Origin of the sequence: Corynebacterium sp. MSK041, assembly GCF_030232265.1 — a bacterium.
In the GTDB taxonomy this organism is placed as follows: Bacteria; Actinomycetota; Actinomycetes; order Mycobacteriales; family Mycobacteriaceae; genus Corynebacterium.
Genome location: NZ_JASPJK010000005.1, coordinates 23,802 through 47,310 on the forward strand (window position 1 = coordinate 23,802; position 23,509 = coordinate 47,310).

A 23,509-nucleotide genomic window follows, 5' to 3' on the forward strand; every position below is an offset into this window, starting at 1 on the left:
AAACAAAGAACTGGTTACCCAGCCACCAACTCCAGATCACCACGGAGTTAACATCCGGTAAACGGAAGACGGGTCCCGCAACCATCGGGAAGTACCGCCCACATCAGACCGGATCCGCTCAACTTTTCGCACGACCATTCATCACCGGGAAAGCCCCGCGTATTTCACGCGCCTGCCCCGTTTATTGAAGAGCCGTGAGCAAAGCGCGCCGTGGTGTGCCCCGGAGTGCGGTTAGCACCACTTGTTCCACCCCGCTTAACGGCAGCGTTTAGCGCTGCCACGCACCCAGACTTTAAAGGAGACCTCATCATGGATTGGCGCCACGAAGCAGTATGCCGCGACGAAGACCCCGAACTGTTCTTCCCGGTTGGTAACTCCGGCCCTGCACTTTCCCAGATCGCACAGGCCAAGCTGGTCTGCCACCGCTGCCCCGTTACCTCCCAGTGCCTGAAGTGGGCACTCGAGACCGGCCAGGACGCCGGCGTGTGGGGCGGTCTCTCCGAGGAGGAGCGCCGCGCCCTCAAGCGCCGCAACAAGCAGCGCAACCGCCAGCGCGTCACCGCCTAATTCCTTTTACTTGTGCCTAGGCGGGCATCGCCCCGCCTAGGCTGCCGATTTCCATCGCACCTGCCCACCCCGATACAGTGATCAGACAGAGTATTTACTGTCCGTTCCATCTGGCCCAAGGAGGTCGTTATGAGCAAGCGTGGTCGTAAGCGCAAGGACCGCCGCAAGAAGAGCGCTAACCGCGGCAAGCGTCCCAACTCCTAAGCAGAGTTAAACAGCGAAGCACCCCTTCACCTGGTTGTCCAACCGGGTGGAGGGGTGCTGTCTTTGCCGGGCTAATGGAGGTGAAGTAGGGGTTAAGTAGCAGGAACCTGTCTGGACCCCGCCACAACATAAACCCCAATAAACGTTTTCAAATAAACCAGGATGGGCCACCAGCTTCTTACGAAAACTGATGCGCCCACCTGGTTTATTTGAGTTCATTTATTGCAGTTGATTTATTGCAGTTCATTCATCACGGTTTGTCCCCACCGAGAAGCCAAACCCCTACTTGTAATAGGTAATGGAGATCGACCGCACGATCCGCTGCCGCAGCTGCTCCGGCGCCTGGTCCTGGCAGTTGCACCGGCGGACGATCTGGCGGATCTCCATTTCGGTTTTCAGCCGGGCAAAATTCTCGGGGCAGGTTTGGATGATGGCGCGGATTTCCTCCACGCGGGCCTGCGGGGTGTCGGGGTCGAAGAATTCGCAGAGCAGCGCTTGTGCACGGGTTGGTTCGATGTTGCAGTCACCCATTATTTCTGCTCCTCCAGGCCAGTGCTCTGTTTGTCGGTGCTGTCCAGGCCGATGCCTTGTTCGTTCGCTACATCCTTCAACAGTTCGCGGAGTTGTTTTCTTCCACGGTGGAGGCGGGACATGACGGTGCCGATGGGAATGTCCAGCGCTTCGGCGATTTCCTTATATGCCAGGCCTTCGACGTCGGAGAGGTAGACGACCATGCGGTAGTCGTCGTTAAGCGAGTTCATGGCGTCCGCAATGGCTGTGTCCGGCATATTGCGCAGGGCTTCGACCTCCGCGGATTGCAGGCCGGTCGAGTCGTGGGAGCTGGTGGTGTACAACTGCCGGTCGGTCACATCCTCAGCAGAGGTTTCCAGCGGGCGGCGCTGCTTTTTGCGGTAGGTGTTGATGTACGCGTTCGTCATAATCCGGTACATCCACGCCTTGAGGTTGGTCCCCTCTTTGAAGGAGCCGAATGCGTTGAAAGCCTTGAGGTAGGTTTCTTGCACGAGGTCTTCAGCGTCTTGTGGGTTGCGCGTCATGCGTAGCGCACCGCCGTAGAGCTGGTCGAGGAGCGGTAGCGCTTCTTCGCTGAAGCGCCGTTCAAGGTCGTTGTCGGCCATGTGGGTCATTCTAGCTAGGCTTGCCGGCATGGCTGCGAAGACTCAAGCACTTGCTTTTTTGGACGCTGCGGGCGTGCCCTACGAGCTCCTGGAGTATGCCGCGCACACGGATCATTTCGGGGATCATGCGGTGGCTGAGCTGGGCATTGATCCTGCCGTGACGCTCAAAACGCTGGTCATCCACCATGAGCGGGATTTCGCGGTGTGTTGCGTGCCGGTGGCGGGTCAACTCGCCCTCAAGAAAGCGGCGAAGGCGCTCGGCTGGAAGAACGCAGAAATGGCCGCACCCAAAGATGCGCAGCGCGTCACGGGGTACATCGTCGGTGGTATTTCCCCGCTTGGCACGAAGCAAGCGCTCCCAACGCTTATCGACGCCTCCCTCACCCCCTCTCCCACCACCTACGTCTCCGCCGGCAAGCGCGGTCTGACTGTGGCGTTGAACCCGCAGGATTTGGCTCAGGTGGTGGGCGCTTCCTTCTCCCCGATCAGCTCCGGATAGTCATTGCGCACGTTGCCCACCTCGCTGGCAGCGGGGCGCCACTCTAAGTCCGAGGCCACCCGCGACGGGTGAATGAGTTCCAATGCCTCCTCCGGCGTGCCATGCACCCACTGCTCCACCTCATCCGCTCTCAAGAACAGTGGCAGGCGGTGGTGCAACCACGCCATGTTCTCGGTGGCATCCGTGGTCACCATGGTGGTGGACAGCCTATCCAGGCCCGTGTCCCACAGCGCTGCCGCGTAGAGCAGCCCGTCGTGAGGGGTGACGTAGTAGGGATGTTTGCTCTTCTCTTCTTGCTTCCACTCGTAGTAGCCATCGAGCACCATGAGTCCCCGGCGCGCCTTGAAGGCTGAGCGGAACGAAGGTTTTTCCGCCACCGTTTCCCCACGCGCGTTGAACAGGGGTGCGCCGGTGTCGTCTTTCTTCCAGGGGGGAAGGAGGCCCCACCGGGCGGCGTCGATAAGCGCTTCGGTCTTGTCTATGCGCACGAGCGGCACTTGCTGGGTAGGCGCGATGTTATAGCGCGGCGGTGGGGTGCCGTCGGGCGCGTGGACTGCGGTGATTCCGGGCAGCGAGCCCACGGCTTCCAACAGTTCGTCGCCGGTGGTGAAAAGAACGAAGCGTCCGCACATGTCCCCCATTATGGCCCGCCGGTATGCTTGGCCGCATGACCTCCCATTTGTGGCCCGCCCCGTTCCACCCTGATCCGTTCGTGCACACCCAGGTTGTGCCCGGCTCCAAGTCGATGACCAACCGCGCGTATGTGCTCGCCGCGTTGGCGCACCGCCAGTCCACGATCATCGGGGCACTCCACTCGCGCGACACGGACCTCATGCGCGCCGCCCTGTCCAACATGGGCGTCGTCTTCACGGAAGAGGCCGAGCGCATCACCGTCACACCCGGTGAATTGGTGGGTGCCACTGTGGATTGCGGATTAGCTGGCACCGTCATGCGGTTCGTGCCCGCTGCCGCTGCGTTTGCTCAAGGCCCCGTGCTTATCGACGGCGACGCTCAAGCCCGCTCCCGCCCCCTCACCACCGTCCTCGACGCCCTGCGCCACCTGGGTGTTTCTGTGGACGGCAATTCCCTACCGTTCACCGTCAACGGAACTGGCAGCGCCCCTGGCGGACGCGTGGAAATTGATGCGAGCTCCAGCTCCCAATTCGTCTCCGCCCTCCTCCTCGCCGGCGCACGCTTTGACCGTGGTCTGACCGTGGTTCACACCGGTGGTCGCCTGCCCTCCATGCCCCACATTGAGATGACCGTGGACATGATCCGTGAGGCCGGTGTCAGGGTTGATGTCAAACAAAACGAATGGACCGTTCACCCGGGCCCCATTAGCGGCAAAATCTGGGTCATCGAGCCAGACCTGTCCAACGCCACCCCCTTCCTCGCGGCCGCAGCCGTCACCGGTGGCTCAGTGAGCATCCCCTACTGGCCACAGAAAACTACCCAGGCCGGTGACGTCATCCGCCTCATCCTCGAACGCATGGGCTGCGAGGTCGAACTCATCGCCGATGGCCCCTCCTACACGCTGACCGTCACGGGGCCACCGCGTGGCCAGCTGCAGGGCATCACCCTGGACATGAGTGACATCGGGGAGCTAACGCCAACGGTGGCGGCGTTGGCAACGCAGGCGACACAGACAAGCATGCTCACCGGTATCTCCCACCTGCGTGGGCACGAGACCGACCGCCTCGCCGCGCTGAGCCAAGAGATCAACAAACTGGGCGGTAAGTGCGAGGAGCTTCCGGACGGCCTCCGCATCACCCCCGCTCCCCTCCACGGCGGCGTATGGCACTCCTACGCCGATCACCGCATGGCCACCGCCGGTGCGATTATCGGCCTGACCACCGAGGACGTGGTTGTCGAAGATATTGAGACCACCTCAAAAACCCTCCCCGGTTTCGCCGACATGTGGACAGGCATGGTTAATGGCTAAACGCGCAGGCAGGGATTTCTCCAGCTACGACGAATCCGACGTCAAAGTCCGCCCCGGCAAAGGCTCCCGGCCCCGCACTAAGGACCGGCCCAAACACGCTAACGCCGTCGTCGGCCTGGTAATCACCAAAGACCGCGGCCGGTGGGGCGTCGTGCTGGAAGACGGCACCCGTGTGGTGTGCATGCGTGCCCGCGAGTTGGGCCGCACCTCCATCGAAGTCGGCGACCGCGTCCGCGTGGTGGGTGACACCAGCGGGCGCAAAGACACCCTCGCCCGCATCGTCGGCCGCGAAGACCGCACTTCCGAACTGCGCCGTACTGCCGATGACACGGACCCCTATGAGCGCATCGTTGTCGCCAACGCCGACATCCTCCTCATCGTCTGCGCAGTGGCCGACCCACCTCCGCGCACCGGGTTCGTCGAACGCGCCCTCATCGCCGCCTTCGTCGGCGGCGTCACCCCTGTGGTGTGCCTGACTAAATCCGACCTCGGCGACCCCGGCGCCTTCGAACAGGAACTCGTCGACCTCGACGTGGATGTCCTCCACACCGGCATCGCAGACGACCTCGACCCCTTGTTGGGCCGCATCACCGGCCAACTGTCCGCCGTCATCGGCCACTCCGGCGTAGGCAAATCAACCCTGGTCAACCGTCTTGTCCCGTCCGCCAACCGCGAGACCGGCGAAGTCTCCGGCGTAGGCAAGGGCCGCCACACCTCGACCCAGTCTGTGGCCCTGGAGCTGCCGGGTAAGAGTTCTGGCGCTGGTTCTGGTTCAGGGCCCGAGCACCCCGGCTGGATCATCGACACCCCTGGTATCCGCTCCTTCGGCCTCGCCCACGTCTCCCCCAACGACGTGCTCGATCCCTTCCCCGAACTCGCCGAAGCCGCCGAGAACTGCCCCCGCGGCTGCACCCACGCCGGCCCACCTGCAGATCCGGAGTGCGCCTGGGACGACCTCACCGCCCGCGATGGCCAGGACTCCGTGATCGGCCGCCGTGTTCAGGCTGTCCGCCATCTACTTGAGGCGCTCCGTATCAACGAGACCACCTACGACTAGAGCCCCTCACCGGCCCCAGGCCCCCACCGGTCCCGAGCCCCTCACGCGACTAACCGCGTGTAAAACTTTACATTGTAGCGGTAACTATCAAGTGGCATAAATCCACTACCAGGGGTTTTAGAAACTCCCCATTTTAGCGATGCATCCGTTTACACACGCCCAACCATGAAAGGTCCGGAAAGACCCAAAACGGGCCCCACCCAGGCCAAAGCCAGACCCAAACCCGGCTTCTACATCAACTCCACCAGGAACGGCAGCTCGGTCGGGTCATAGAACGCCATGTAGTTGTCCTGGGCATCACCGACAGCGAGTTCGGCGTCTTCGTCGCCGAGGTCGGCGGCGTCGATAAGCTCGACGGCACGGCGGGTGGCGGGCTCAGCTTCTTCGATGTCGATGTGAATGGCGGCCACATCCTCAAGCGCGATGGGGCCTGAGACTTTGACCACGGATTCGCCCATGTCAGGGTGCTCCACGGCCTCCACATCCGCTGAGATGACCACCCGGCGGTGGGGATAGTCGGGTTCGTCGCCGATGGCGAGGAGGCGGAGAGAGGCCAAGGCTGCGTCATCAAACGCGATGAGCTCAATTTCTTCCTGGTCCCCGGAGGTGAAAAATTCGACGAGGGCGGGCGTGGCGGCGAAGCCCCAGCCACTGCGGGCGTGGATTTGCCCGTCGGCGTTGAGTTCCTTGAGCATGGCGTATGTCGCCGGAACGTACACGCGCATTAGAACTCGCCCTCGATGCCGAAGAGGGATTGGATTTCTACGACGGTGCGGTCAAACGCGGTATGCAGGATGCCGATCATGCCGGATTCGACGGCACCGCGGACGTTGAGGATGTCGTCGTCGATCATGGTGCATTCGTTGAGGGGCACGCCGATGGCGTCGGCGGCGGCTTGGAATGCGGCGGTTTCGGGTTTTTCGGCCCCCACTTCGCCGGAGAGTACGACGGCGTCGACGTGGCCGCGGAATTCCCACTCGCGGATGGGGTCAGCTTCGTCGCCGCCGGGGACGTTGGAGAGGATGCCGGTGGCAATCCCAGCCGCGCGCACGGCGGCGAGGAGTTCTTGCCAGCGGCGTGCGTCTTCAGCGTCGCCGTCGAGCACACCCGCGTAGTCCAGAATCAAGCCTTGCATCTTCATTTCCTCCAGCATTTTTGCTTTTCGACGTTCATTTCCCAGCCAATCCGGCCCAGTCCTGGCACAATGATACCTAGCCATTGACCCGCCTGCCTTGAGGAAAACGTTCTGCTTTCCAAGGAGGCAATAAGTGTACTATCCCGTTCCCGGCCATTCGCACCTCAAAGTCCTGGTGCCAGATGTTCCAAAGCCGGTTGATTCGCGCCCGCTGGGGCGCTCCCCAGGCCGTTTATCCCAGGCCGCCTTGTCCGGGAAGATTGGTGGTCCGGCGCCCGATCCTTCTGAGCTTGCCGCGGTGTCCCCGCTGGTACGGGTGGCGTTGGATGCAGCTTTTGGTATCCGCGATATCCGCACCTTGCAGAAGCGCAGCTTCAGTTATGGTGTGCGGGCGCATGTGCGGGCACGGCGCCGGACCGGGGCACCACCGACGGGGGCGGTGCGCGTGTTGAGTGCGCATGCCCGTGGTGAGGGCGAGTACCACGGCACCGCAACCTCAGAGGGACGCAACTATGCGTGGGTGGCACGCATGAAGGACGGCCGGTTGCACGCTTTTCGGGTGCTCTAGCACCCGCAATCGGGCGCTAGAGGGTGCTAGGGGGCGCTAGGAAGTGGATGAGGCGGAGGGTTAGCTCTCAGCGCCCTCGGCTGCTGCCTCCTGCGCTGCCGCCTGCTGCTCAAACTGCTTGCGCAGCATGAAGAGCTGGCGGACTGTTTCTTCCTTGATGCCGTCGTTCATGGCGTGGAACATGTCGCCACCCTCCTTCTGGTACTCCACCAGAGGGTCGCGCTGCGCCATGGCGCGGAGGCCAATGCCTTCCTTGAGGTAGTCCATCTCGTAAAGGTGCTCGCGCCACTTGGCGTCGATGATCGGAAGGATGACCATGCGCTCAACGTTGCGCATCTGCTCTTCACCACCGATGGCGGCGACGTACTCTTCGAGTTTGTCGTATTGGCGGTTGGCGTCGTCAACAATTGCTTGGCGCAGCTGCGCGCCGGTGAGTTCGCCGGGGGAACCGTAATCGGAGCCGTCGATAAGCTCATCCGGGCTAAACGACGGGCCGTAGAGAGAATCCAGCGCATCCCACAGCTGGTCCAGATCCCAGTCCTCGACGTAGCCTTCGCTGGTGGCGGCGTCGACGTAAGCGGCGACGGTGTCGTCGATCATGCCACGGATCTGGTCCTTGATGTCCTTGGCTTCCAGGATCTCCAGACGCTCGCGGTAGACGACCTTGCGCTGCTCGTTGAGCACCTCATCGTATTTGAGGACGTTCTTGCGGGCCTCAAAGTTCTGGTTCTCCACCTGGGACTGGGCACCCTTGATGGAGCGGGACACCATGCCGGCCTCAATCGGGACGTCGTCGGGGACGTTGAGGCGGTTCATCATGTTTTCCATGGACTGGCCAACGAAACGAACCATGAGGTCATCGCGCATGGACAGGTAGAAGCGGGTTTCACCCGGGTCGCCCTGACGGCCGGAGCGGCCGCGGAGCTGGTTGTCGATGCGGCGGGATTCGTGGCGTTCGGTGCCCAGGACGTAGAGGCCGCCGGCGTCACGGACTTCGTCGCCAAGCTTCTTCGAGCGATCCTTGGCCTTGGGCAGCTCTTCGTCCCATGCTGCCTGGTATGCCTCTTCATCCTCGAAGGGGTCCAGACCGCGTTCCTTGAGCTTGTGCTCCACGAGAATTTCGGGGTTACCACCCAACACGATGTCCGTACCGCGGCCGGCCATGTTGGTGGACACGGTCACATTGCCGGGCAGGCCAGCCTCGGCGATGATGCGGCCTTCTTCCTCGTGGTGCTTCGCGTTGAGCACGTTGTGCTTGATGCCCTTGCGGGTGAGCAGCTGGGAAAGGTACTCGGAACGCTCGACGGAAGTGGTACCCACCAAGACAGGCTGGCCCTTCTCCACGTGCTCGGCAATATCCTCGGCGACGGCGGCGAACTTGGCTTCCTGAGTTTTGTAAATCAGGTCGTCGTGGTCCTTGCGGATGTTGGGCTTGTTCGGCGGGATCGCTACAACGCCGAGCTTGTAAATCTGGTGGAGCTCAGCTGCCTCGGTCTCAGCGGTACCGGTCATGCCGGCGAGCTTGTCATAGAGGCGGAAGTAGTTCTGCAGGGTGACGGTGGCCAGGGTCTGGTTCTCGTTCTTGATCTCCACGCCCTCTTTGGCCTCGATGGCCTGGTGCATGCCCTCGTTGTAGCGGCGGCCCGGCAGGATGCGGCCGGTGAAGGAGTCAACGATGAGGACTTCGCCCTGGCGGACGATGTAGTCCTTGTCGCGCTCGAAGAGTTCCTTCGCCTTGATGGCGTTGTTCAGGTAACTCACCAGCTGGGAGTTTTCGGGGGCATAGAGGTTGTCAATACCCAGCTGATCCTCAACGAATTCCACGCCCTTCTCGGACACACCAACGGTGCGCTTGCGCTGGTCCACTTCGTAGTGGATACCCTCACGCATGCGCGGGGCAAGCTGGGCGAAGACGGGGTAGAACTCACCGGAGGAGTCGGTGGGGCCGGAGATGATGAGGGGGGTCCGGGCTTCGTCAATAAGAATGGAGTCAACCTCATCCACGATGGCGTAGTTGTGTCCACGCTGCACCATCTCATTGACGGACTTGGTCATGTTGTCGCGCAGGTAGTCAAAGCCCAGCTCGTTGTTGGTGCCGTAGGTGATGTCAGCGTCATAGGCCCGCTTACGTTCCGGCGGGCGCATGTCGGAGAGGATCACGCCGACAGTGAGGCCGAGGAAACGGTGAACACGACCCATCATCTCCGCGTCACGCTGCGCCAGGTAATCGTTCACGGTGACAATGTGGACACCCTTGCCACCCAGGCCGTTGAGGTAGGCCGGCAGAACGGAAGTCAGGGTCTTACCCTCACCAGTTTTCATCTCCGCAACGGAACCGAAGTGGAGGGCGGCACCACCCATGATCTGCACCTTGTAGTGCTTCTGCCCCAGAACGCGCCAAGACGCTTCGCGGGCAGTAGCGAATGCGTCCAGCAGGATGTCATCCATCGTCTTGCCATCGGCGAGCGCTTCCTTGAACTCCTCGGTTTTGGCCTTGAGTTCTTCATCGGTCAGCGCTGCGTACTCGTCCTCGAGGGCGATAACATCGTCTGCGATCTTGGCGTAGCGCTTAACAGTGCGGCCTTCACCGGCGCGCAGCAGCTTGGACAGTCCTCCGAACACGTGGTGCTTCCTTCTGTAGCGGTGCGTGAGTTACTTTCCGCGAGCACAAGGCCCGCTATTCAAACCGCTATTCTACGCACATACAGCTTCGGCCCTACTTCCGGGGACCTTGGAGGATGGTGGGAGCCTCGTCCGAGACGAGAAATCCCGCCCACCGGCAACAAACCAGTGGGCGGGAGATGCGACTCAAAACGCAGGTTTACTCTGCATCCTCCGGCACGAGGGTGATCAGGCCGTAGTCATATGCGTGACGGCGATACACCACCGACGGACGGTTCGTCTCAGAGTTGATGAACAGGTAGAAATCGTGGCCTACCAGCTCCATCTCGGACAGAGCATCGTCGACGGTCATCGGGGTTGCCGGGTGCTCCTTGGTACGCACAACGTGGCCTGGCACGTGATCCTCAACGGTGTCTGCGTACGGATCAGCCGGTGCTTCCTCAGCCTTCGCGCGTGCCTGTGCGGCTTCTGCAGCGAGCTCTGCTGCGATCTCACCAGTGGACTTCGGCTTACGGTGGCCGCCCATGGAGATCTCGCGGCGGACCTTCACCTTGCGCAGGGAGCGCTCCATCTTGCCAACGGCGGACTCCAGTGCGGCATAGAAGCTGTCTTCCTTCGCCTCAGCGCGGGCGAGGTGGCCCTTGCCGGTTGCGGTGATCTGGATGCGGTTAGCCTGCGCTTCGCGGCGCGGGTTCGGCTCGTGCTGCAGCTCAACGTGGAAGAAAGTCAACGTCGGGTCGAGCTTCTCAATCTTGGCCAGCTTGCCATTGACCCGTTCCTGGAAGTGCTCCGGAACCTCAACGTTGCGGCCGGTGATGGTCACCTGTGCTGAGGGGCTCAGGACGTCTTGGGGGCGGTCGTCTGCAGAGGTCATCTGCTTCCTCCTTGCATTCAGTGCCCGCGAACTGACGGCGGGCTAGGGAACGGTTCCACTAAGAATTATACCGGTGTCGTTTCGGCTTCTGCTACGAGTTCGCCCCTGGCTTACGCCGCCGCGAGAACCACGCACGCCACGGGGTTTCCGCCATGCACAAGAAGCTTTTCGACGCTCGCCTGCAACGTCGCCCCCGTCGTCACCACATCATCCACCACGATGAGTGGGCCATGGGGAACAGCGCTGATCTGAACATTGCCGGTGAGGTTGCGGCGGCGGGCGGATTCGTCGAGGGAGGCTTGGTCCGGGGTGGCGTCGATAAGCGAAAAGACGTCGTGTGTGGGGTGCCCGCTGGCGTGGCACACAGCTGAGACAGGATCGCCTCCGCGTGCACGTGCTGCGCTGGGGCGTGTGGGTGCGGGGATGAGATGCGCGCCTGGGGTGATCTCGCCGCGTGCCTCCAAGTAGTCGAGCGCGGCAGCGAGGACTGCGCCGATGTGACGGCGGACGGCGAGGTTCTTTTTCTCCTTCATTGCCAAGATGACCCCGCGGTGCGGCGCGTCGTAGGGGCCGAGTGCGAAGACCGGCACGTGCACGGACAAGTTTGGGGTGTGCTGAAAAGGTGGCGTGGCCAGGCCCTTCTTGCACGTGGAACATAGCAGATAACCCGGCGCGCCACAGCCTGCGCACGCGCGCGGGAGGAGGAGCTCCCCGAGTTGGTGTGCGAGACCTGTCATGAGCCTGTTATTCCGGACACTACGGCTTAGGCAGGACGGGAGCCGCGCGCACGCCTTGCAGGCCGGGGACCTCGCGCCAGTTTAGCGAATCGCGGGTGGAGGTGGGCATGCGCATGATCACCTTGGAATCGGTGATGTACATCATCGAGCTATTCGCGCCGACGGCGACGACGGGGCCACCGATATTGCCCGACGGCAACGTGGTGGTGGAAAAACCGTCCTGGTCCACGCGAACGATCGGCGACTGGCGGTTGGAGGTACCCACGAGGAGCGAGCCGTCCGGCTGCCAATCCGCGGAAACCGCCGAGCCATCCAAGTCGGCGGCGTACTTCACGGTGTTGACGATGGCGCGTTTGCCATCCTCCTGGCGCTCCACCACACCGACCACGAGGTGTCCGTCAATCACCATGGCCACGCGTGCACCTGTGTGGGACAGGCGCAGCACGGTGATCTCCCCGGTGGCGTCGCGGTCTTCCCCATCGGCGTCTTGCGCGTTCGCGGGGATGAGTCCATCGGGCAACGTGAGGGCAACGTCACTGACCACCACGTCCCCGGTTGCAGCAGAACGCACAGCACGCACGACACGCTTGCCGTCTTCTACCACCCAGGCGCCACTGTGATCCGGCTCCAAACTCGGACGGGTGAGACTGCCGGCTACGAGCACCTCTTGCGAATTTCCACCCACGCTGCCCACCACGAGGGACTGATGCTGATCATCCACGTTCACAGCCGCGGCGTAGAGGCCATCATCCCCGATATCAATCTGGGAGATGTTGCCCAAAGAATTCAGGCCAGAAACCTGCTCCACCTTGGCTGGCGCCACGCTATCTAGATCCGTGACGGCAGAGACAGTTCCGTTGGACAAGGTGTACAAATCCGGCCCGGCTTCGGCGATGGGCACCGGGTTCAGGTTCTCAAAATCATCGGTGCTGATGTCAAAGCTATCCCCGATAAGACCTGCCCCATCGGCGGAGACGGAATAGGGCCCAACTTCCCCAGCGCCCTGCAGCGTCCAGGCGACCTGCGCGGCGAAGCGGGCGCGGGTTTGTTCATCCGCACCAGCCAGGCCGGTGAATTGGTAGACCCCGTCCTTCATACCGGTGTAGGCCACCGTGGGGGAATCCTCCGGCAGCGCCGGAGTAAGAGCGGGTGCGATGCGCTCAGAAGGACCTGAGACAAGCATGGACAGCAGTGTCGAACCAATGGAGTTCACGCGGGAGTACACCCAACGGCGGTCCGCGACAAGACGCTGGCCTGTGCTGTCGTAGAAGTACAAATTGCGTGGCTCGTAATGGTTGCGCAGATCCGTACGATCCACCACCACATCATTGGGCAGGTTAGACACGCGCCACTGGCCGTCTTCCTGGGTGAGCTCCATCGTGGCCTCATAACCGCGATGCGCCGGGGTGAAAGCGCCACCCGGCTGAAGTGTGCCAATGATCCGGCCGGTGACCACATACGCGCGGGTATTCGGCTCCGCGGTGGCACGCGAGGTCATCTCAAACGTATCCAACACAATCGTGGACTCACTGGGCTTCCACTCCTTGCCCATCTCCTGGGTCAAGTACTTGCGCGCCACCTCAAAATTGCCCGTGGGGTTGGCTGAAGCCGCGAAGAACTCGCGCAACAACAAGTCCGGCTCCATGCCATCTGGCGGGGCTTGCTCCAACACCGTGTCCTGGCGCTGCTCAAACGTGCTCAAAGCATGCGGTTCTGTGCTGGTAGGCAAGGTGGCGCACCCAGCAGCAAAAAACAGCACCGGTGCAGTGACCACTGCGACAACCGTGGTGCGGAAGTTCAAGGCTCGCATTTATGCCTCCCCCTTCACAGTTTTCTCTGTATTCTCTGCCGTTTTCGCGCCTGACTTTGCATTGAGGTTTGCTCCAAGGGCCGGCGGCGCGCCCGCGGGTACCCCTGTCGGCGATCCTATGACAAAACCTGAATTCGCCTCTGGCACAGCGGCCACGGCGACACACGTGGTGCGCAGGTTACCTCCTCGCATTCATGCCTCCCCCTTTTCTGCTGTTGTCGCGCCGGGTCCTGAATTCAGGTTTGTCTCTAGGCTCGCGGGAACCTTTGTCGGCGCCCCCATGTCCAAACCTGATTTCGCCTCTGGCACCGCGTTTGGCTCCTGAACTTGCAGAGCTACGGGCTCGTGGGTGAAGCCGGCCTCGGGGTCGCGCGGCAGGATGAGGCGGAACTGGGAGCCAACGCCTGGGGTGCCGGTGGCATCCAGGATGCCGTTGTGCAGCTGGGCGTCTTCGCGCGAGATGGCCAGCCCCAGGCCGGTTCCACCGGAGTGGCGCTTGCGGGAGGAATCCGCGCGCCAGAAGCGGTTGAACACCAGCTCTTCCTGGCCTGGTTTCAGGCCCACACCACCATCGGTGACGGTGATGGCCACGGCGTCTTCTCCCTCCACCAGAGCAAGGGTGACGGGGTTGCCTTCGGAGTGGTCGATCGCATTGGCCAGCAGGTTGCGCACGATGCGCTCGATACGGCGCGGGTCCCCCACCATCGGCACCGAGTGGTCCGGCACATCAAATTCAACGGCCACATCGAGTTCTTCCGCCAAGTGGCTGGTTTGCGCCCAGGCGGATTCGATGGGGCTGCGTGCGTCGATGTTGGTAGCGGAGAGTTCGGCCACGCCGGCGTCGTGCCGCGAAATTTCCAGCAGATCCGCAAGCAAGGCTTCGAAGCGATCCAACTCGCGGATCATCAACTGTGAGGCGCGGCGCGTATGGGGTTCCAGGCTGTCCTCATCGTCCGCGATCATGTCGGCGGCCATACGCACGGTGGTCAGCGGGGTGCGTAGCTCGTGCGAAACATCGGAGGTGAACTGCCGCTGCAGGTCACCGTATTCCTCCAGCTGGTTGATCTGGCTGGAGAGTTTGTCTGCCATGTCATTGAAAGACAGGGCCAGGCGTGCCATCTCGTCCTCACCTTCCACGGCCATGCGTTCACGCAGATGACCGGCGGCAAGGCGCTCCGCAATGCGGGAGGCGGAACGCACCGGGGCAACCAGCTGCTGGGACGAGATCCAAGCGATGCCCACCAGCAGCACAACCACCACCACACCGGCAGATGTAAGCAGACCACGCATGAGGGCCAAGGTTTGGCGCTCCGGTTCCATGTCCATGACCAGGTACAGCTGCAGGTCCGGGATGTCAGAATTGGTGGGTGTGCCGATGATGAGGGCGTTGAACGCCCGCCCCTCATGCTGCGTGGGCCAGAACTGGTATGCCACCTGGTCCTGGGAGACAAAGTCCACCAGGCGTTCTGGGATAGCAAAGTTCTCCGGTGAGGTCACCGTGCCCGCACTGGTGGGGGCCAGCAGCACGATCTCATAGGAGCCCGTTGCGGATTTGTCCTGTTGAGAGCGCTGCGCCAGGGCCGCACGCGCGGTGTTGAGGCGCCCTTGAATGGACGTTGTGGTGGTGGAGTTACTCAGCTGCTCTTCCACTTGGGCGCGCACGCGGACGATGTCTGTCTCCGCGTTGGAGATCTTCAGATCCACCAAACGCTGGGTCACCACTGATGCTAAGGCGAGGCCCAGCACACCCATGACAATCGTGGACACCAGCAAAATAGTGGCCACGAAGCGCACTTGGAGTGAGGTACGCCAACTATGGGCGAACCTCTCCCGCGTTGTGCTGAGGAAGTTAGCCAGGATTTACACCCCCGCGCGCCCAGTCTTGTAGCCCACGCCACGGACGGTGAGGACGATCTCGGGGTTTTCCGGATCGCGTTCAATCTTGGAACGCAGGCGCTGCACGTGCACGTTCACCAGGCGGGTGTCGGAGGCATTGCGGTACCCCCAGACGGACTCAAGCAGCTCTTCGCGTGTGTGTACTTGGTGCGGTTTGCGGGCGAGTTCCACCAGCAGGTCAAACTCGAGTGGGGTGAGGTTAATTTCTTCGGAGTCGCGGGTGACGATGTGCTGGGGAACGTCGATAAGCAAATCCCCGATCTCCAGGATCTCGCTCGGCTCCTCCGCCGTCTGGCGCAGGCGAGCACGAATACGGGCGATGAGTTCGCGTGGTTTGAAGGGTTTGGTGATGTAATCGTCCGCCCCCGATTCCAAGCCCAGCACCACATCGACAGTGTCTGTCTTGGCGGTGAGCATGACAATCGGCACATTGGATTCCTTGCGGATCTCCTTGCAAATGTCCACGCCACTCATGCCGGGCAGCATCAGGTCCAGCAGAATGAGGTCCGGGTTGTTGCTGTGGAATGCCGGTACAGCTTCCATGCCGTCCATCACGGGGACTGCTTCGAACCCTTCTGCTTCCAGCACGATGGTCAGCATCTCTGAAATAGCGGGGTCGTCGTCGACCACAAGAATCTTGGGCGTCACCTTCGCTCCTTACAACAGTGAACCGTGGGGTGGCTGGGGATAAAGCTTTATCGCAGTGCCTTAACAGCTTGAATGATAGGCGCAGATTCGCAGGCACGAATCCACCGACCCTCCCAGCCCGTATCCGCCATGTCCGCGTAGGCTGCAAAAGTCGTGTCTTGGAGGGCGGTGTCGCGCTCGTATTTATCGCGTGTGCGGGAGGCATCCAGGCTTTCGCGTTTCGCGGCACGTTCGCGCGCTGTCTCCGGCGCAGTATCCACGAGGACCTGCAGGTCCGGCCGTGGCAGACCCAGCTTGTCAAATTCCAGGTCCGCCACCCACGCGCGGTCCTCCACGTTCCCGGTGCGCGCGGATGTGTACGCCGCATTCGAGGCCACGTAGCGGTCAAGCAGGAGAATATCGCTTGTCGACGCCGCCCACTGCCCCAACTCCTCCCCCGCCCCAGCGCGGTCCAACGCGAACATCACTGCCATGCCATGGGCGGAATCCACCAGGTCCCCCATGTTGCCGTGGAGTGCCTCTGCAGCGATCTGGGCGTGGATGGATTCGTGGTAGCGCGGGAACGACATGGTGGCCACACCAGTAATGCCATCCATTTGTGCAAGCTCACGGATGAGCGCTTGGACCAGCGTGTTCTTCCCGGCACCATCGATGCCTTCGAATGCAACGATCAACTGGTTCTCCTTCCTAGCTAGCTGTCTAACGACAGCTAGCTAGTAGCGGTAGTGTTCCGGCTTGTACGGGCCGGCAACGTCGACGCCGATGTACTCAGCCTGTTCCTTGGACAGTTCGGTGAGGTTGCCGCCGAGGGCTTCCACGTGGATGCGGGCGACCTTCTCGTCGAGGATCTTGGGCAGGCGGTACACCTGGTTGTCGTAGTTGTCGCCGTTGGTGAACAGCTCGATCTGGGCGATGGTCTGGTCGGCGAATGAGTTGGACATCACGAACGACGGGTGGCCGGTGGCGTTACCCAGGTTCAGCAGGCGACCTTCGGAGAGCACGATGATGGAGTTGCCGCTGGGCAGGGTGAACAGGTCAACCTGTGGCTTGATGTTGTCGCGGGTGACGTCCTCGCGGTGCAGGAGCGAGGCCATGTCGATTTCGTTGTCGAAGTGGCCGATGTTGCCAAGTACGGCGTGGTCCTTCATCTTGAGCATGTCGTCGAAGGTGATCACGCCTAGGTTGCCGGTGGCGGTGATGACAATGTCCGCGTCGGCAATAGCCTCGTCGACAGTAACCACCTTGTAGCCGTCCATGAGTGCCTGGAGAGCATTGATCGGGTCAACCTCGGTGACCGACACGATGGCGCCCTGGCCGTCGAGCGCCTCAGCCACGCCCTTACCCACATCGCCGTAACCGCAGACGAGGGCCTTTTTACCGCCGATGAGCATGTCGGTACCGCGGTTCAGGCCATCGAGGACGGAGTGGCGGGTGCCGTAGCGGTTATCAAACTTGGACTTGGTCACCGCGTCATTCACGTTCATCGCTGGGAACGGCAGGGTGCCCTCGTTGGCAAAGTGGTAGAGGCGGTGGACGCCAGTGGTGGTTTCTTCAGTCACGCCTTTGACGGCCTCGGCCGTCAAAGACCACTTTTGAGGTTCAGCTGCCAGGGTTTCGCGCAGCATGTTGTAGAAGGCTACCTGCTCATCCGAGTCTGTGTCATCGTTGCTCGGCACAGCGCCGGCGTTTTCAAATTCGGCGCCCTTGATCACGGCCATGGTGGCATCGCCGCCATCATCCAGAATCATGTTCGGCAGCACGCCCTCGCCCCAGCTGAAGATCTGGTTCATGCACCACCAGTACTCGTCGAGGGTCTCGCCCTTCCATGCGAAAACCGGTACGCCCTGCGGGTTCTCCGGGGTGCCGTCTTTGCCCACGACGATGGCGGCAGCAGCCGGATCCTCGGTGGAGAAGATATTGCAGGAGGCCCAGCGAACCTCCGCGCCCAGGGCGGCCAGGGTTTCAATGAGCACAGCCGTCTGCGTGGTCATGTGGATTGCACCTGCAATGCGCGCGCCCGCCAGCGGCTGCTCATCAGCGTATTCACGGCGCAGCTGCATCAGACCGGGCATCTCGTGTTCAGCCAGCTCGATCTGCTTGCGGCCGGACTCGTACAGGCTCAGGTCAGCGACCTTGTAGTCGTTGGGGCGAAGCTGGGTCATGTGGGCACTCTCCTCGTTAGGCCTCATTGGGTTTTGCTACCCAACGAGGATACGTGCCCGCCGCTTGTCTTAGGACAGTGCCTCGAGGAACTGGTCTACGTCCTGCTCCGCGTCGATGGATTCGAGGATGCTCACCGCGGCGTCAATAAGCTTCTCATCCAGCTCCACAGACGCACCGCGCAAGAAGCTGTAGGAGCTTGCGATCTCGCCGGCGGAGAACGGTGCGCCCGCCCAGATCGCCGCGATGGTGGCAGCAGCTTGGCCGTTGAGGATCTCGTCTTCGGAGGCCGCATCATCCACTGCCAGCAGGCACGCGTCGCGCACTGCCTCTGCGGTCTCGTCGGGCTCCAGCCCAGCGAGCTCATCAAGGAAGTCAACGTTGACGTCTTCGCTGAAGATATAAGTGTCCCAGGTGCTCATGTCTCATTTCTTAGTGCGTCATGCTCGCTCTGTCCACAAAATGAGCGTTTTGCTTATCCTCCTCGCCCCTTTTTCCCCACCAAGGGTGGCGCAACACGTCTTTCACCTGGTAACTTGTTATCAAGTTGTTACCCACAACGGTTGTGCAACAGATGAGGAGACCCCGGCATGGAATTGACCGGCCGCAGATTCGCCGCCTTCATGGCCATTGGCCTGGGCTTGGCGGTTGTGCTCGGCTTGGTCGTGTGGAAGTTGCCGGATTCGGGCGTGAGCATGGCGTCTGATAAGTCGGACTATGCCGGCCACCCTGTCACTGCTGCTGATGCTTCGAAGGAGCAACACACGGCGCAGACAGAAAAGACGACGCCACGCGCAGAGCAGACCACGAGCCACCGCAACAACGGTGCTTCCACTACGCTTGCTGCATCACCACGGTGGGATTCGGGTTCCCCGCGTGATCCGCTTGCCCCGCACAACGCCAAGCTAAATGGCACTGCTGGTCAGGCAACGCGTGAGCAGGCGGAAGATATGTACCGCCCGCCCAATGCCGCACCGCAGAACCGTCCGCGTTTCAGCGACAGCGAACGCAGCGATTCCCCCTCCGCGCGGACAACGCGTCAACCCTCCCCGTCTGTTGTGGAGAGCACCCCGTCTGAGCCAATACCAGACACCACGAACCCGGATGTTCCGACAGACGGCACCCCAACCCCAGGTGGTGGCACGACCCAGAACCCCACCACCCCAGCGGAGGGCCAGTCGGGTGCGGATCAAGGAACCGTAGACAACTCCGAGCCCAACACCCCCAATGCCGGAGGTGCAGAGGATTCCCCGGAACCGAAACCTCGCCCGGAGGATCCTTTCTCCGCCTCCACACGGGAGGCAGAGGCTCCGAGCTTAACCCCGGATAATTCCTAGAACTTCGCTGACAATCGCGTCGACTTCTTCTTCAGTCTCCGCTTCCACGTTGAGGCGCAGCAGCGGCTCGGTGTTGGACGCGCGCACATTGAACCAGGCCTTCGTGTTGGCCAGGGAAACAGTGACACCGTCGAGGCGATCCACGTTCTCCGTCCGGTCGGCGAAGGCTGCCACCACAGCGTCCATCGCAGCCTGCTGGTCGGCGACTTCAGAGTTGATCTCGCCGGAGGCGGCGTAGCGGTTGTACTGCGCCATGAGTTCACTTAGTGGCTTGTCCTGCTCCGCTAGCGCGGCCAGCACGTGGAGTGCAGCCACCATGCCGGAGTCCGCGTTGAAGAACTCGGCGAAGTAGTAGTGGGCAGAGTGCTCGCCACCGAACAACGCGCCCTTATCCGCCATCTGCGCCTTGATGTAGGAGTGCCCCACGCGGGTGCGCACCGGCACGCCACCCTTGGCCTCCACGAGCTCCGGCACCGCGCGCGAGGTGATCGCGTTGTAAATGATCGTCGCCCCCGGCGCCTGCTCTAGGGTCCGTTCCGCCACCAGCGCGGTAATCGCGGACGGGGACACTGGATCCCCCTTCTCATCAACAACGAAGCAGCGGTCCGCGTCCCCATCAAAAGCAAGGCCAATATCAGCTTTTTGCTTCACGACGAATCCCTGCAAGTCCACCAAATTCTTCGGATCCAGCGGATTGGCCTCGTGGTTGGGGAAGGTGCCGTCCAGCTCGAAGTAGAGCGGGCGTACATCCATGTCATCCAGAACGGCCGGCACAGTGTGGCCGGCCATGCCGTTCGCGGCGTCCACAGCGATGACCAGGTTGCGGTCCGTGTTCACCGGCACCAGCTGGCGCAGGAAGGTGGCATAGTCCGCCAACACGTCGCGCTTTTCGGTGGTGCCGTGGGTGCCGGAGTAGGAGGGGACGCCATGAATAAGCATCTGCGTGATCTCGGCGAGACCGGAATCCTGCGAGACCGGCGTAGCACCCGTGCGGCAAAGCTTGATGCCGTTGTACTGCGCCGGGTTGTGGGAGGCAGTGAACATAGCCCCTGCACACCCGATGGTGCCGGCTGCGAAGTAGAGCTCATCCGTGGAGGTCAACCCCAAGTCCAGCACGTTGAGGCCCTGGCTCATCACACCCTGGCCGAACGCCGCAGACAACGCCGGGGAGGAAGGACGCATGTCATAGCCGACGGCAATGGTGGTCTCCCCTTCCTCGCGCAAAATGGAGGCGAAGGCAGCGCCGGCATCAAAGACAAAGTCCTCATCCAGCACGGCATTCGGGTAGGGCTCCACGATGCCGCGGACGTCATAGGCTTTCACCGCGGACTCCACAACAGCGCGGTCACGAGTGCGGGGTGAAGGATTCTGGGTTGGCTGATTCATGGCAATCGATCCTAGACGATCGCCCGGACTAAACCGCGCAGGCACCGCTGAAAATTAGCTGCTAACTTAGTCCTCTTCTGAGGGCTCTACCTGCTGATTCTCTGGATCCGGCACAACACTCAAGTGCGCGCGACGCGCTGCCTTGTGCTCAGCCAGGTGCTGCCCCACCCGCTTCGTGCGGTAGACGGGGTGGTTAGAGGTCTGCGGGTTAGTCACATCACGGTTCGCATCAAACTCAATGGGATCCTGAGTGGTGTCCACCAGTCCCGTGGTCACACGCCCAGCCTCACGCACTGCCTCGGCCAGAGCGGTCAGCTCCTCCTCGTCGGAAAGCTCAATCGCGTCAATGCGCACCATCTCCCACCCCACCGGAGCCGTGATGTGATCCGAGTGGCGGTTGCACAGATCCCACGCGTGTGGGTCCGTGGTTGGGGAAAGCGGGCCAACGATGGCGGTTTTATCGGAGTACGCATAAACAAGCGTGGCGGTAGCAGGGCGACCACACCCCGGACGGCAACAACGACGGAAGGTACTCACGGTGCACCAGTGTAGGCCCGCGCCCGCAAATTTCTTCCCGCGCCACGCGGCGCGCCGTGGACTCGGCCCCGCAGTGGCGCGCCTACATTAGGCCATATGACCAACCAAGCCCCCTCCCCCGGTAGCGGACCAACGCACCTGCCACCGCGGCGCGACCGCCACGGTCGCGGCACACGGGGGCCACTCCTCCCGGTCGCTGTTCCGCGGTACCGGACACGCTCCACATCCTTTGACCAAGCGGTGTTGGATGCCTATGCCCCACTGCAGAACGCCTACTTTGAGCAGCTCGCCGGCGTTGACTTGGCGGTGGACACCATCCCACGCATGCGTTTGCGTGCGGATATGGCGGTACTGCCCGATGAGATCTTTGCGGACGGCCCCGTGCCTTTGGGGCGTGTGCTCCAGGCCGGTGTTGACCGTGCTGGTCGCCCCACGCGCGCCCGCATTGTCATCTTCCGCATGCCGGTAGAGCAGCGCACCAACTCTACGGTGGAGCGCCATGAGCTGCTCACCATCATCCTCACCGCACTCGTAGCGCAATACCTGAATTTGGACCCGCGGGATATTGACCCGGGTTTCAACTGGTAAACGCGCCACCAGCAGAAACGCAAACACGGCAAAACAAAAACCCGGCTGAAGCCGGGTCTGAATTCAGGTTTTACTCTAGCCAATCTGGCGGCGTAGGCGGCGGCGCTCACGATCGGAGAGACCACCCCATATACCAAAGCGCTCATCGTGCTCGAGTGCGTATTCAAGGCACTCATCGCGGACGGCGCAGGCCTGGCAGATGCGCTTAGCCTCACGGGTGGAGCCGCCCTTCTCGGGGAAGAAGGCTTCCGGGTCCGTCTGCGCGCACAGCGCTTGGTCCTGCCACTCCTGCTCGACGGTGCCAAAGAGTTCGTCGAGGGTCATTCCGCCCGCGGCTGCGCCGCGGAGAATGGCGTTGTCAACCATGTCTTCCACGCCATCCCCTTTCTATGTCGGTACTTCCTTGCCCTTGGCGCCCTTGTGGCACTGCCGGTAACCGTGGATCGGTTAGTTACACCTTTGTTATTAGAACCCGTGGCCCTAAATAGCGTCAACATAGATGTTGCAAAAAGAAGTGTTTTCCGCAGGAATATTGGTTGACCCCCTTGTGGGGCGCCACATGAGTCACATCAGTCACAGCTCTTTTTCACCGGGGGTAGGTAGCGGGGGTACTACATGTAGTAGGCGCTCCAAGTCGGGGCAACTAATCGGCTGGTCCTCGGCGTGTCGCTACGCATCCGGGGAGAAACGCACTCCCAGATCCGGGATGCTCACGCCCGGCCAAATACGCATTCCGCCCTGCAGCTCACAACGCGCACCAATACTCACGCCATCACCGATGACGCAGTCCTGGATGCGGGCATTCGCGCCGATCGTTGCACCCGAGGCAATGATGGAATCACGGATCACCGCGCCCGGCTCCACCGTCACACCGTCGAAGATCACACAGTCATCCAGGCGGCACCCCGCACCGATCGTGGTGCCACGGCCCACGGAGGTGCCACCGACGAGGATGGCGCCGCTGGCGATGCCGGCGGAGTCGTCGACAAGCGATTCTCCCGCGCGACCTTCCAGCAACGGCGAGGGCGCGATGCCGCGAACGAGATCCGAGGAGCCTTGCACGAAATCACTCGGACGGCCCATGTCACGCCAGTAAGACATGTCCACGTGCCCCCACACACGCGCACCGGACTTGAGCAGGCCAGGGAAAGTCTCACGCTCAACGGAGACCACGCGACCAGCCGGGATCTGGCGGATAACATCGCGCTGGAAGACGTAGCAGCCAGCATTGATCTGGTCCGTCGGCGGCGCCTCAGTCTTCTCCAGGAAGGCCTGCACACGCCCCTCCCCGTCCGTGGGCACGGACCCGAACTGGCTCGGATCAGGCACGCGCACGAGGTGGAGGGTGACATCAGCTTCATGCTCAGCATGAGTAGCCAGCACGGCATTCAGGTCTGCGCCGGAGAGTACATCACCGTTGAAGATCATGGCCGTCTCATGGCGCAGGTACGGCTCCACATTGCGGATCGCACCGCCAGTGCCCAGCGCTTCTTCCTCAACGACGTAATCGATCTCCAGCCCGAACTCGGAGCCGTCACCGAAGTACTCCTCAAACACCTCTGCCTTGTAGGAGGTGCCCATGACCACGTGCTGGATCCCCGCCGCCTTGATGCGGGCCAACAGGTGCGCCAGGAACGGGTAGCCCGCCGTGGGCAGCATCGGCTTCGGTGTATTCACCGTCAGTGGGCGCAGCCGCGTACCTTGGCCGCCAACCAGAACAACGGCGTCAACCTTTGACGGATCAATGCTGTGAGCCATACGGCAAGGTCTCCTTCAACACAAAGTTTTTGGTGTTTATGGTTTCTC

26 protein-coding genes are annotated in these 23,509 nt (G+C 61.9%); 8 read left to right on the forward strand and 18 right to left on the reverse strand.

Annotation, left to right across the window (positions count from 1 at the left end; translation table 11 throughout):
* Positions 1-309 precede the first annotated feature (309 nt).
* Positions 310-567, forward strand: a complete 258-nt coding sequence (locus QP968_RS05725; RefSeq protein ID WP_034664433.1) for a WhiB family transcriptional regulator — start codon at positions 310-312, stop codon at positions 565-567.
* Between the two features lie 129 nt (positions 568-696).
* Positions 697-771, forward strand: coding sequence for a 50S ribosomal protein bL37 (locus QP968_RS11315; RefSeq protein ID WP_095066802.1), 75 nt, complete (start codon positions 697-699; stop codon positions 769-771).
* A gap of 282 nt (positions 772-1,053) precedes the next feature.
* On the opposite strand, the gene QP968_RS05730 is transcribed toward QP968_RS11315, so the two are convergent.
* The gene (locus QP968_RS05730; protein ID WP_284855444.1) at positions 1,054-1,302 is read right to left on the reverse strand and encodes an anti-sigma factor; all 249 of its coding nucleotides are present in this window, start codon (positions 1,300-1,302) and stop codon (positions 1,054-1,056) included.
* Complete coding sequence (locus QP968_RS05735; RefSeq protein WP_284855445.1) at positions 1,302-1,907, reverse strand: sigma-70 family RNA polymerase sigma factor; 606 nt, start codon at positions 1,905-1,907, stop codon at positions 1,302-1,304. The genes QP968_RS05730 and QP968_RS05735 overlap by 1 nt, the downstream gene beginning before the upstream one ends.
* 28 nt (positions 1,908-1,935) lie before the next feature.
* On the opposite strand from QP968_RS05735, the gene ybaK reads away from it, so the two are divergent.
* Entirely contained in the window at positions 1,936-2,406 is a 471-nt protein-coding gene (ybaK, locus tag QP968_RS05740; protein WP_284855446.1) for a Cys-tRNA(Pro) deacylase, read from the forward strand.
* On the opposite strand, the gene QP968_RS05745 is transcribed toward ybaK, so the two are convergent.
* Entirely contained in the window at positions 2,364-3,038 is a 675-nt protein-coding gene (locus QP968_RS05745; RefSeq protein ID WP_284855447.1) for an SOS response-associated peptidase, read from the reverse strand. The genes ybaK and QP968_RS05745 overlap by 43 nt on opposite strands.
* Positions 3,039-3,073: 35 nt before the next feature.
* On the opposite strand from QP968_RS05745, the gene aroA reads away from it, so the two are divergent.
* Both aroA and rsgA read left to right on the forward strand, forming a co-directional pair.
* A complete protein-coding gene (aroA, locus tag QP968_RS05750) occupies positions 3,074-4,348 on the forward strand; it encodes a 3-phosphoshikimate 1-carboxyvinyltransferase (protein ID WP_284855448.1) in 1,275 nt (424 codons plus the stop codon).
* Positions 4,341-5,405, forward strand: coding sequence for a ribosome small subunit-dependent GTPase A (gene rsgA, locus QP968_RS05755; RefSeq protein WP_284855449.1), 1,065 nt, complete (start codon positions 4,341-4,343; stop codon positions 5,403-5,405). The genes aroA and rsgA overlap by 8 nt, the downstream gene beginning before the upstream one ends.
* 230 nt (positions 5,406-5,635) lie before the next feature.
* Here the strand turns inward: rsgA and QP968_RS05760 are convergent, their stop codons facing one another.
* Positions 5,636-6,130 (reverse strand): DUF6912 family protein, encoded by a 495-nt coding sequence (locus QP968_RS05760; RefSeq protein WP_284855450.1) that lies wholly within the window; start codon positions 6,128-6,130, stop codon positions 5,636-5,638.
* Entirely contained in the window at positions 6,130-6,540 is a 411-nt protein-coding gene (locus tag QP968_RS05765) for an HAD-IA family hydrolase (protein ID WP_284855538.1), read from the reverse strand. Before QP968_RS05765 ends, QP968_RS05760 begins: the two co-directional genes overlap by 1 nt.
* Before the next feature lie 133 nt (positions 6,541-6,673).
* Between QP968_RS05765 and QP968_RS05770 the strand changes: the two genes are divergently transcribed.
* Positions 6,674-7,108, forward strand: coding sequence for a hypothetical protein (locus QP968_RS05770; protein ID WP_284855451.1), 435 nt, complete (start codon positions 6,674-6,676; stop codon positions 7,106-7,108).
* A 60-nt stretch (positions 7,109-7,168) separates the two neighbouring features.
* Here the strand turns inward: QP968_RS05770 and secA are convergent, their stop codons facing one another.
* The 9 genes from secA to QP968_RS05815 all read right to left on the reverse strand — a co-directional run bounded on the left by secA (position 7,169) and on the right by QP968_RS05815 (position 18,277).
* Entirely contained in the window at positions 7,169-9,730 is a 2,562-nt protein-coding gene (gene secA / locus QP968_RS05775) for a preprotein translocase subunit SecA (protein WP_284855452.1), read from the reverse strand.
* A 199-nt stretch (positions 9,731-9,929) separates the two neighbouring features.
* Positions 9,930-10,604 (reverse strand): ribosome hibernation-promoting factor, HPF/YfiA family, encoded by a 675-nt coding sequence (gene hpf, locus QP968_RS05780; protein ID WP_284855453.1) that lies wholly within the window; start codon positions 10,602-10,604, stop codon positions 9,930-9,932.
* Positions 10,605-10,714: 110 nt separating this feature from the next.
* Complete coding sequence (locus QP968_RS05785; protein ID WP_284855454.1) at positions 10,715-11,341, reverse strand: ComF family protein; 627 nt, start codon at positions 11,339-11,341, stop codon at positions 10,715-10,717.
* A gap of 19 nt (positions 11,342-11,360) precedes the next feature.
* Complete coding sequence (locus QP968_RS05790) at positions 11,361-13,151, reverse strand: LpqB family beta-propeller domain-containing protein (protein WP_284855455.1); 1,791 nt, start codon at positions 13,149-13,151, stop codon at positions 11,361-11,363.
* 192 nt (positions 13,152-13,343) lie between these two features.
* Positions 13,344-15,008 carry an MtrAB system histidine kinase MtrB gene (gene mtrB / locus QP968_RS05795; protein ID WP_284855539.1) on the reverse strand — a complete coding sequence of 555 codons (1,665 nt, stop codon included), beginning with the start codon at positions 15,006-15,008 and terminating at the stop codon, positions 13,344-13,346.
* A gap of 3 nt (positions 15,009-15,011) precedes the next feature.
* The gene (gene mtrA, locus QP968_RS05800; RefSeq protein ID WP_284855456.1) at positions 15,012-15,695 is read right to left on the reverse strand and encodes an MtrAB system response regulator MtrA; all 684 of its coding nucleotides are present in this window, start codon (positions 15,693-15,695) and stop codon (positions 15,012-15,014) included.
* A gap of 47 nt (positions 15,696-15,742) precedes the next feature.
* Complete coding sequence (locus tag QP968_RS05805; RefSeq protein ID WP_284855457.1) at positions 15,743-16,369, reverse strand: dTMP kinase; 627 nt, start codon at positions 16,367-16,369, stop codon at positions 15,743-15,745.
* Between the two features lie 39 nt (positions 16,370-16,408).
* On the reverse strand, positions 16,409-17,857 hold the full coding sequence (gene ahcY, locus QP968_RS05810) for an adenosylhomocysteinase (protein ID WP_284855458.1): 1,449 nt from the start codon (positions 17,855-17,857) through the stop codon (positions 16,409-16,411).
* A gap of 69 nt (positions 17,858-17,926) precedes the next feature.
* Positions 17,927-18,277, reverse strand: a complete 351-nt coding sequence (locus QP968_RS05815; RefSeq protein WP_284855459.1) for a DUF4259 domain-containing protein — start codon at positions 18,275-18,277, stop codon at positions 17,927-17,929.
* 168 nt (positions 18,278-18,445) lie between these two features.
* Here QP968_RS05815 and QP968_RS05820 point away from each other — a divergent pair, with 168 nt between their 5' ends.
* Positions 18,446-19,192, forward strand: a complete 747-nt coding sequence (locus QP968_RS05820) for a hypothetical protein (protein ID WP_284855460.1) — start codon at positions 18,446-18,448, stop codon at positions 19,190-19,192.
* Here QP968_RS05820 and QP968_RS05825 read toward each other — a convergent pair.
* Both QP968_RS05825 and QP968_RS05830 read right to left on the reverse strand, forming a co-directional pair.
* Positions 19,172-20,578, reverse strand: coding sequence for a phosphomannomutase/phosphoglucomutase (locus tag QP968_RS05825; protein ID WP_284855461.1), 1,407 nt, complete (start codon positions 20,576-20,578; stop codon positions 19,172-19,174). The genes QP968_RS05820 and QP968_RS05825 overlap by 21 nt on opposite strands.
* 66 nt (positions 20,579-20,644) lie before the next feature.
* Positions 20,645-21,115: a DUF3499 domain-containing protein gene (locus QP968_RS05830; RefSeq protein ID WP_284855462.1), complete on the reverse strand. Its 471-nt coding sequence runs from the start codon at positions 21,113-21,115 to the stop codon at positions 20,645-20,647.
* 96 nt (positions 21,116-21,211) lie between these two features.
* Between QP968_RS05830 and QP968_RS05835 the strand changes: the two genes are divergently transcribed.
* The gene (locus tag QP968_RS05835) at positions 21,212-21,703 is read left to right on the forward strand and encodes a metallopeptidase family protein (RefSeq protein ID WP_284855463.1); all 492 of its coding nucleotides are present in this window, start codon (positions 21,212-21,214) and stop codon (positions 21,701-21,703) included.
* A gap of 75 nt (positions 21,704-21,778) precedes the next feature.
* On the opposite strand, the gene QP968_RS05840 is transcribed toward QP968_RS05835, so the two are convergent.
* Positions 21,779-22,069 (reverse strand): WhiB family transcriptional regulator, encoded by a 291-nt coding sequence (locus QP968_RS05840; RefSeq protein ID WP_370687010.1) that lies wholly within the window; start codon positions 22,067-22,069, stop codon positions 21,779-21,781.
* Positions 22,070-22,372: 303 nt separating this feature from the next.
* Positions 22,373-23,461, reverse strand: a complete 1,089-nt coding sequence (gene manB, locus QP968_RS05845; RefSeq protein ID WP_284855464.1) for a mannose-1-phosphate guanylyltransferase — start codon at positions 23,459-23,461, stop codon at positions 22,373-22,375.
* Between the last annotated feature and the right edge of the window lie 48 nt (positions 23,462-23,509).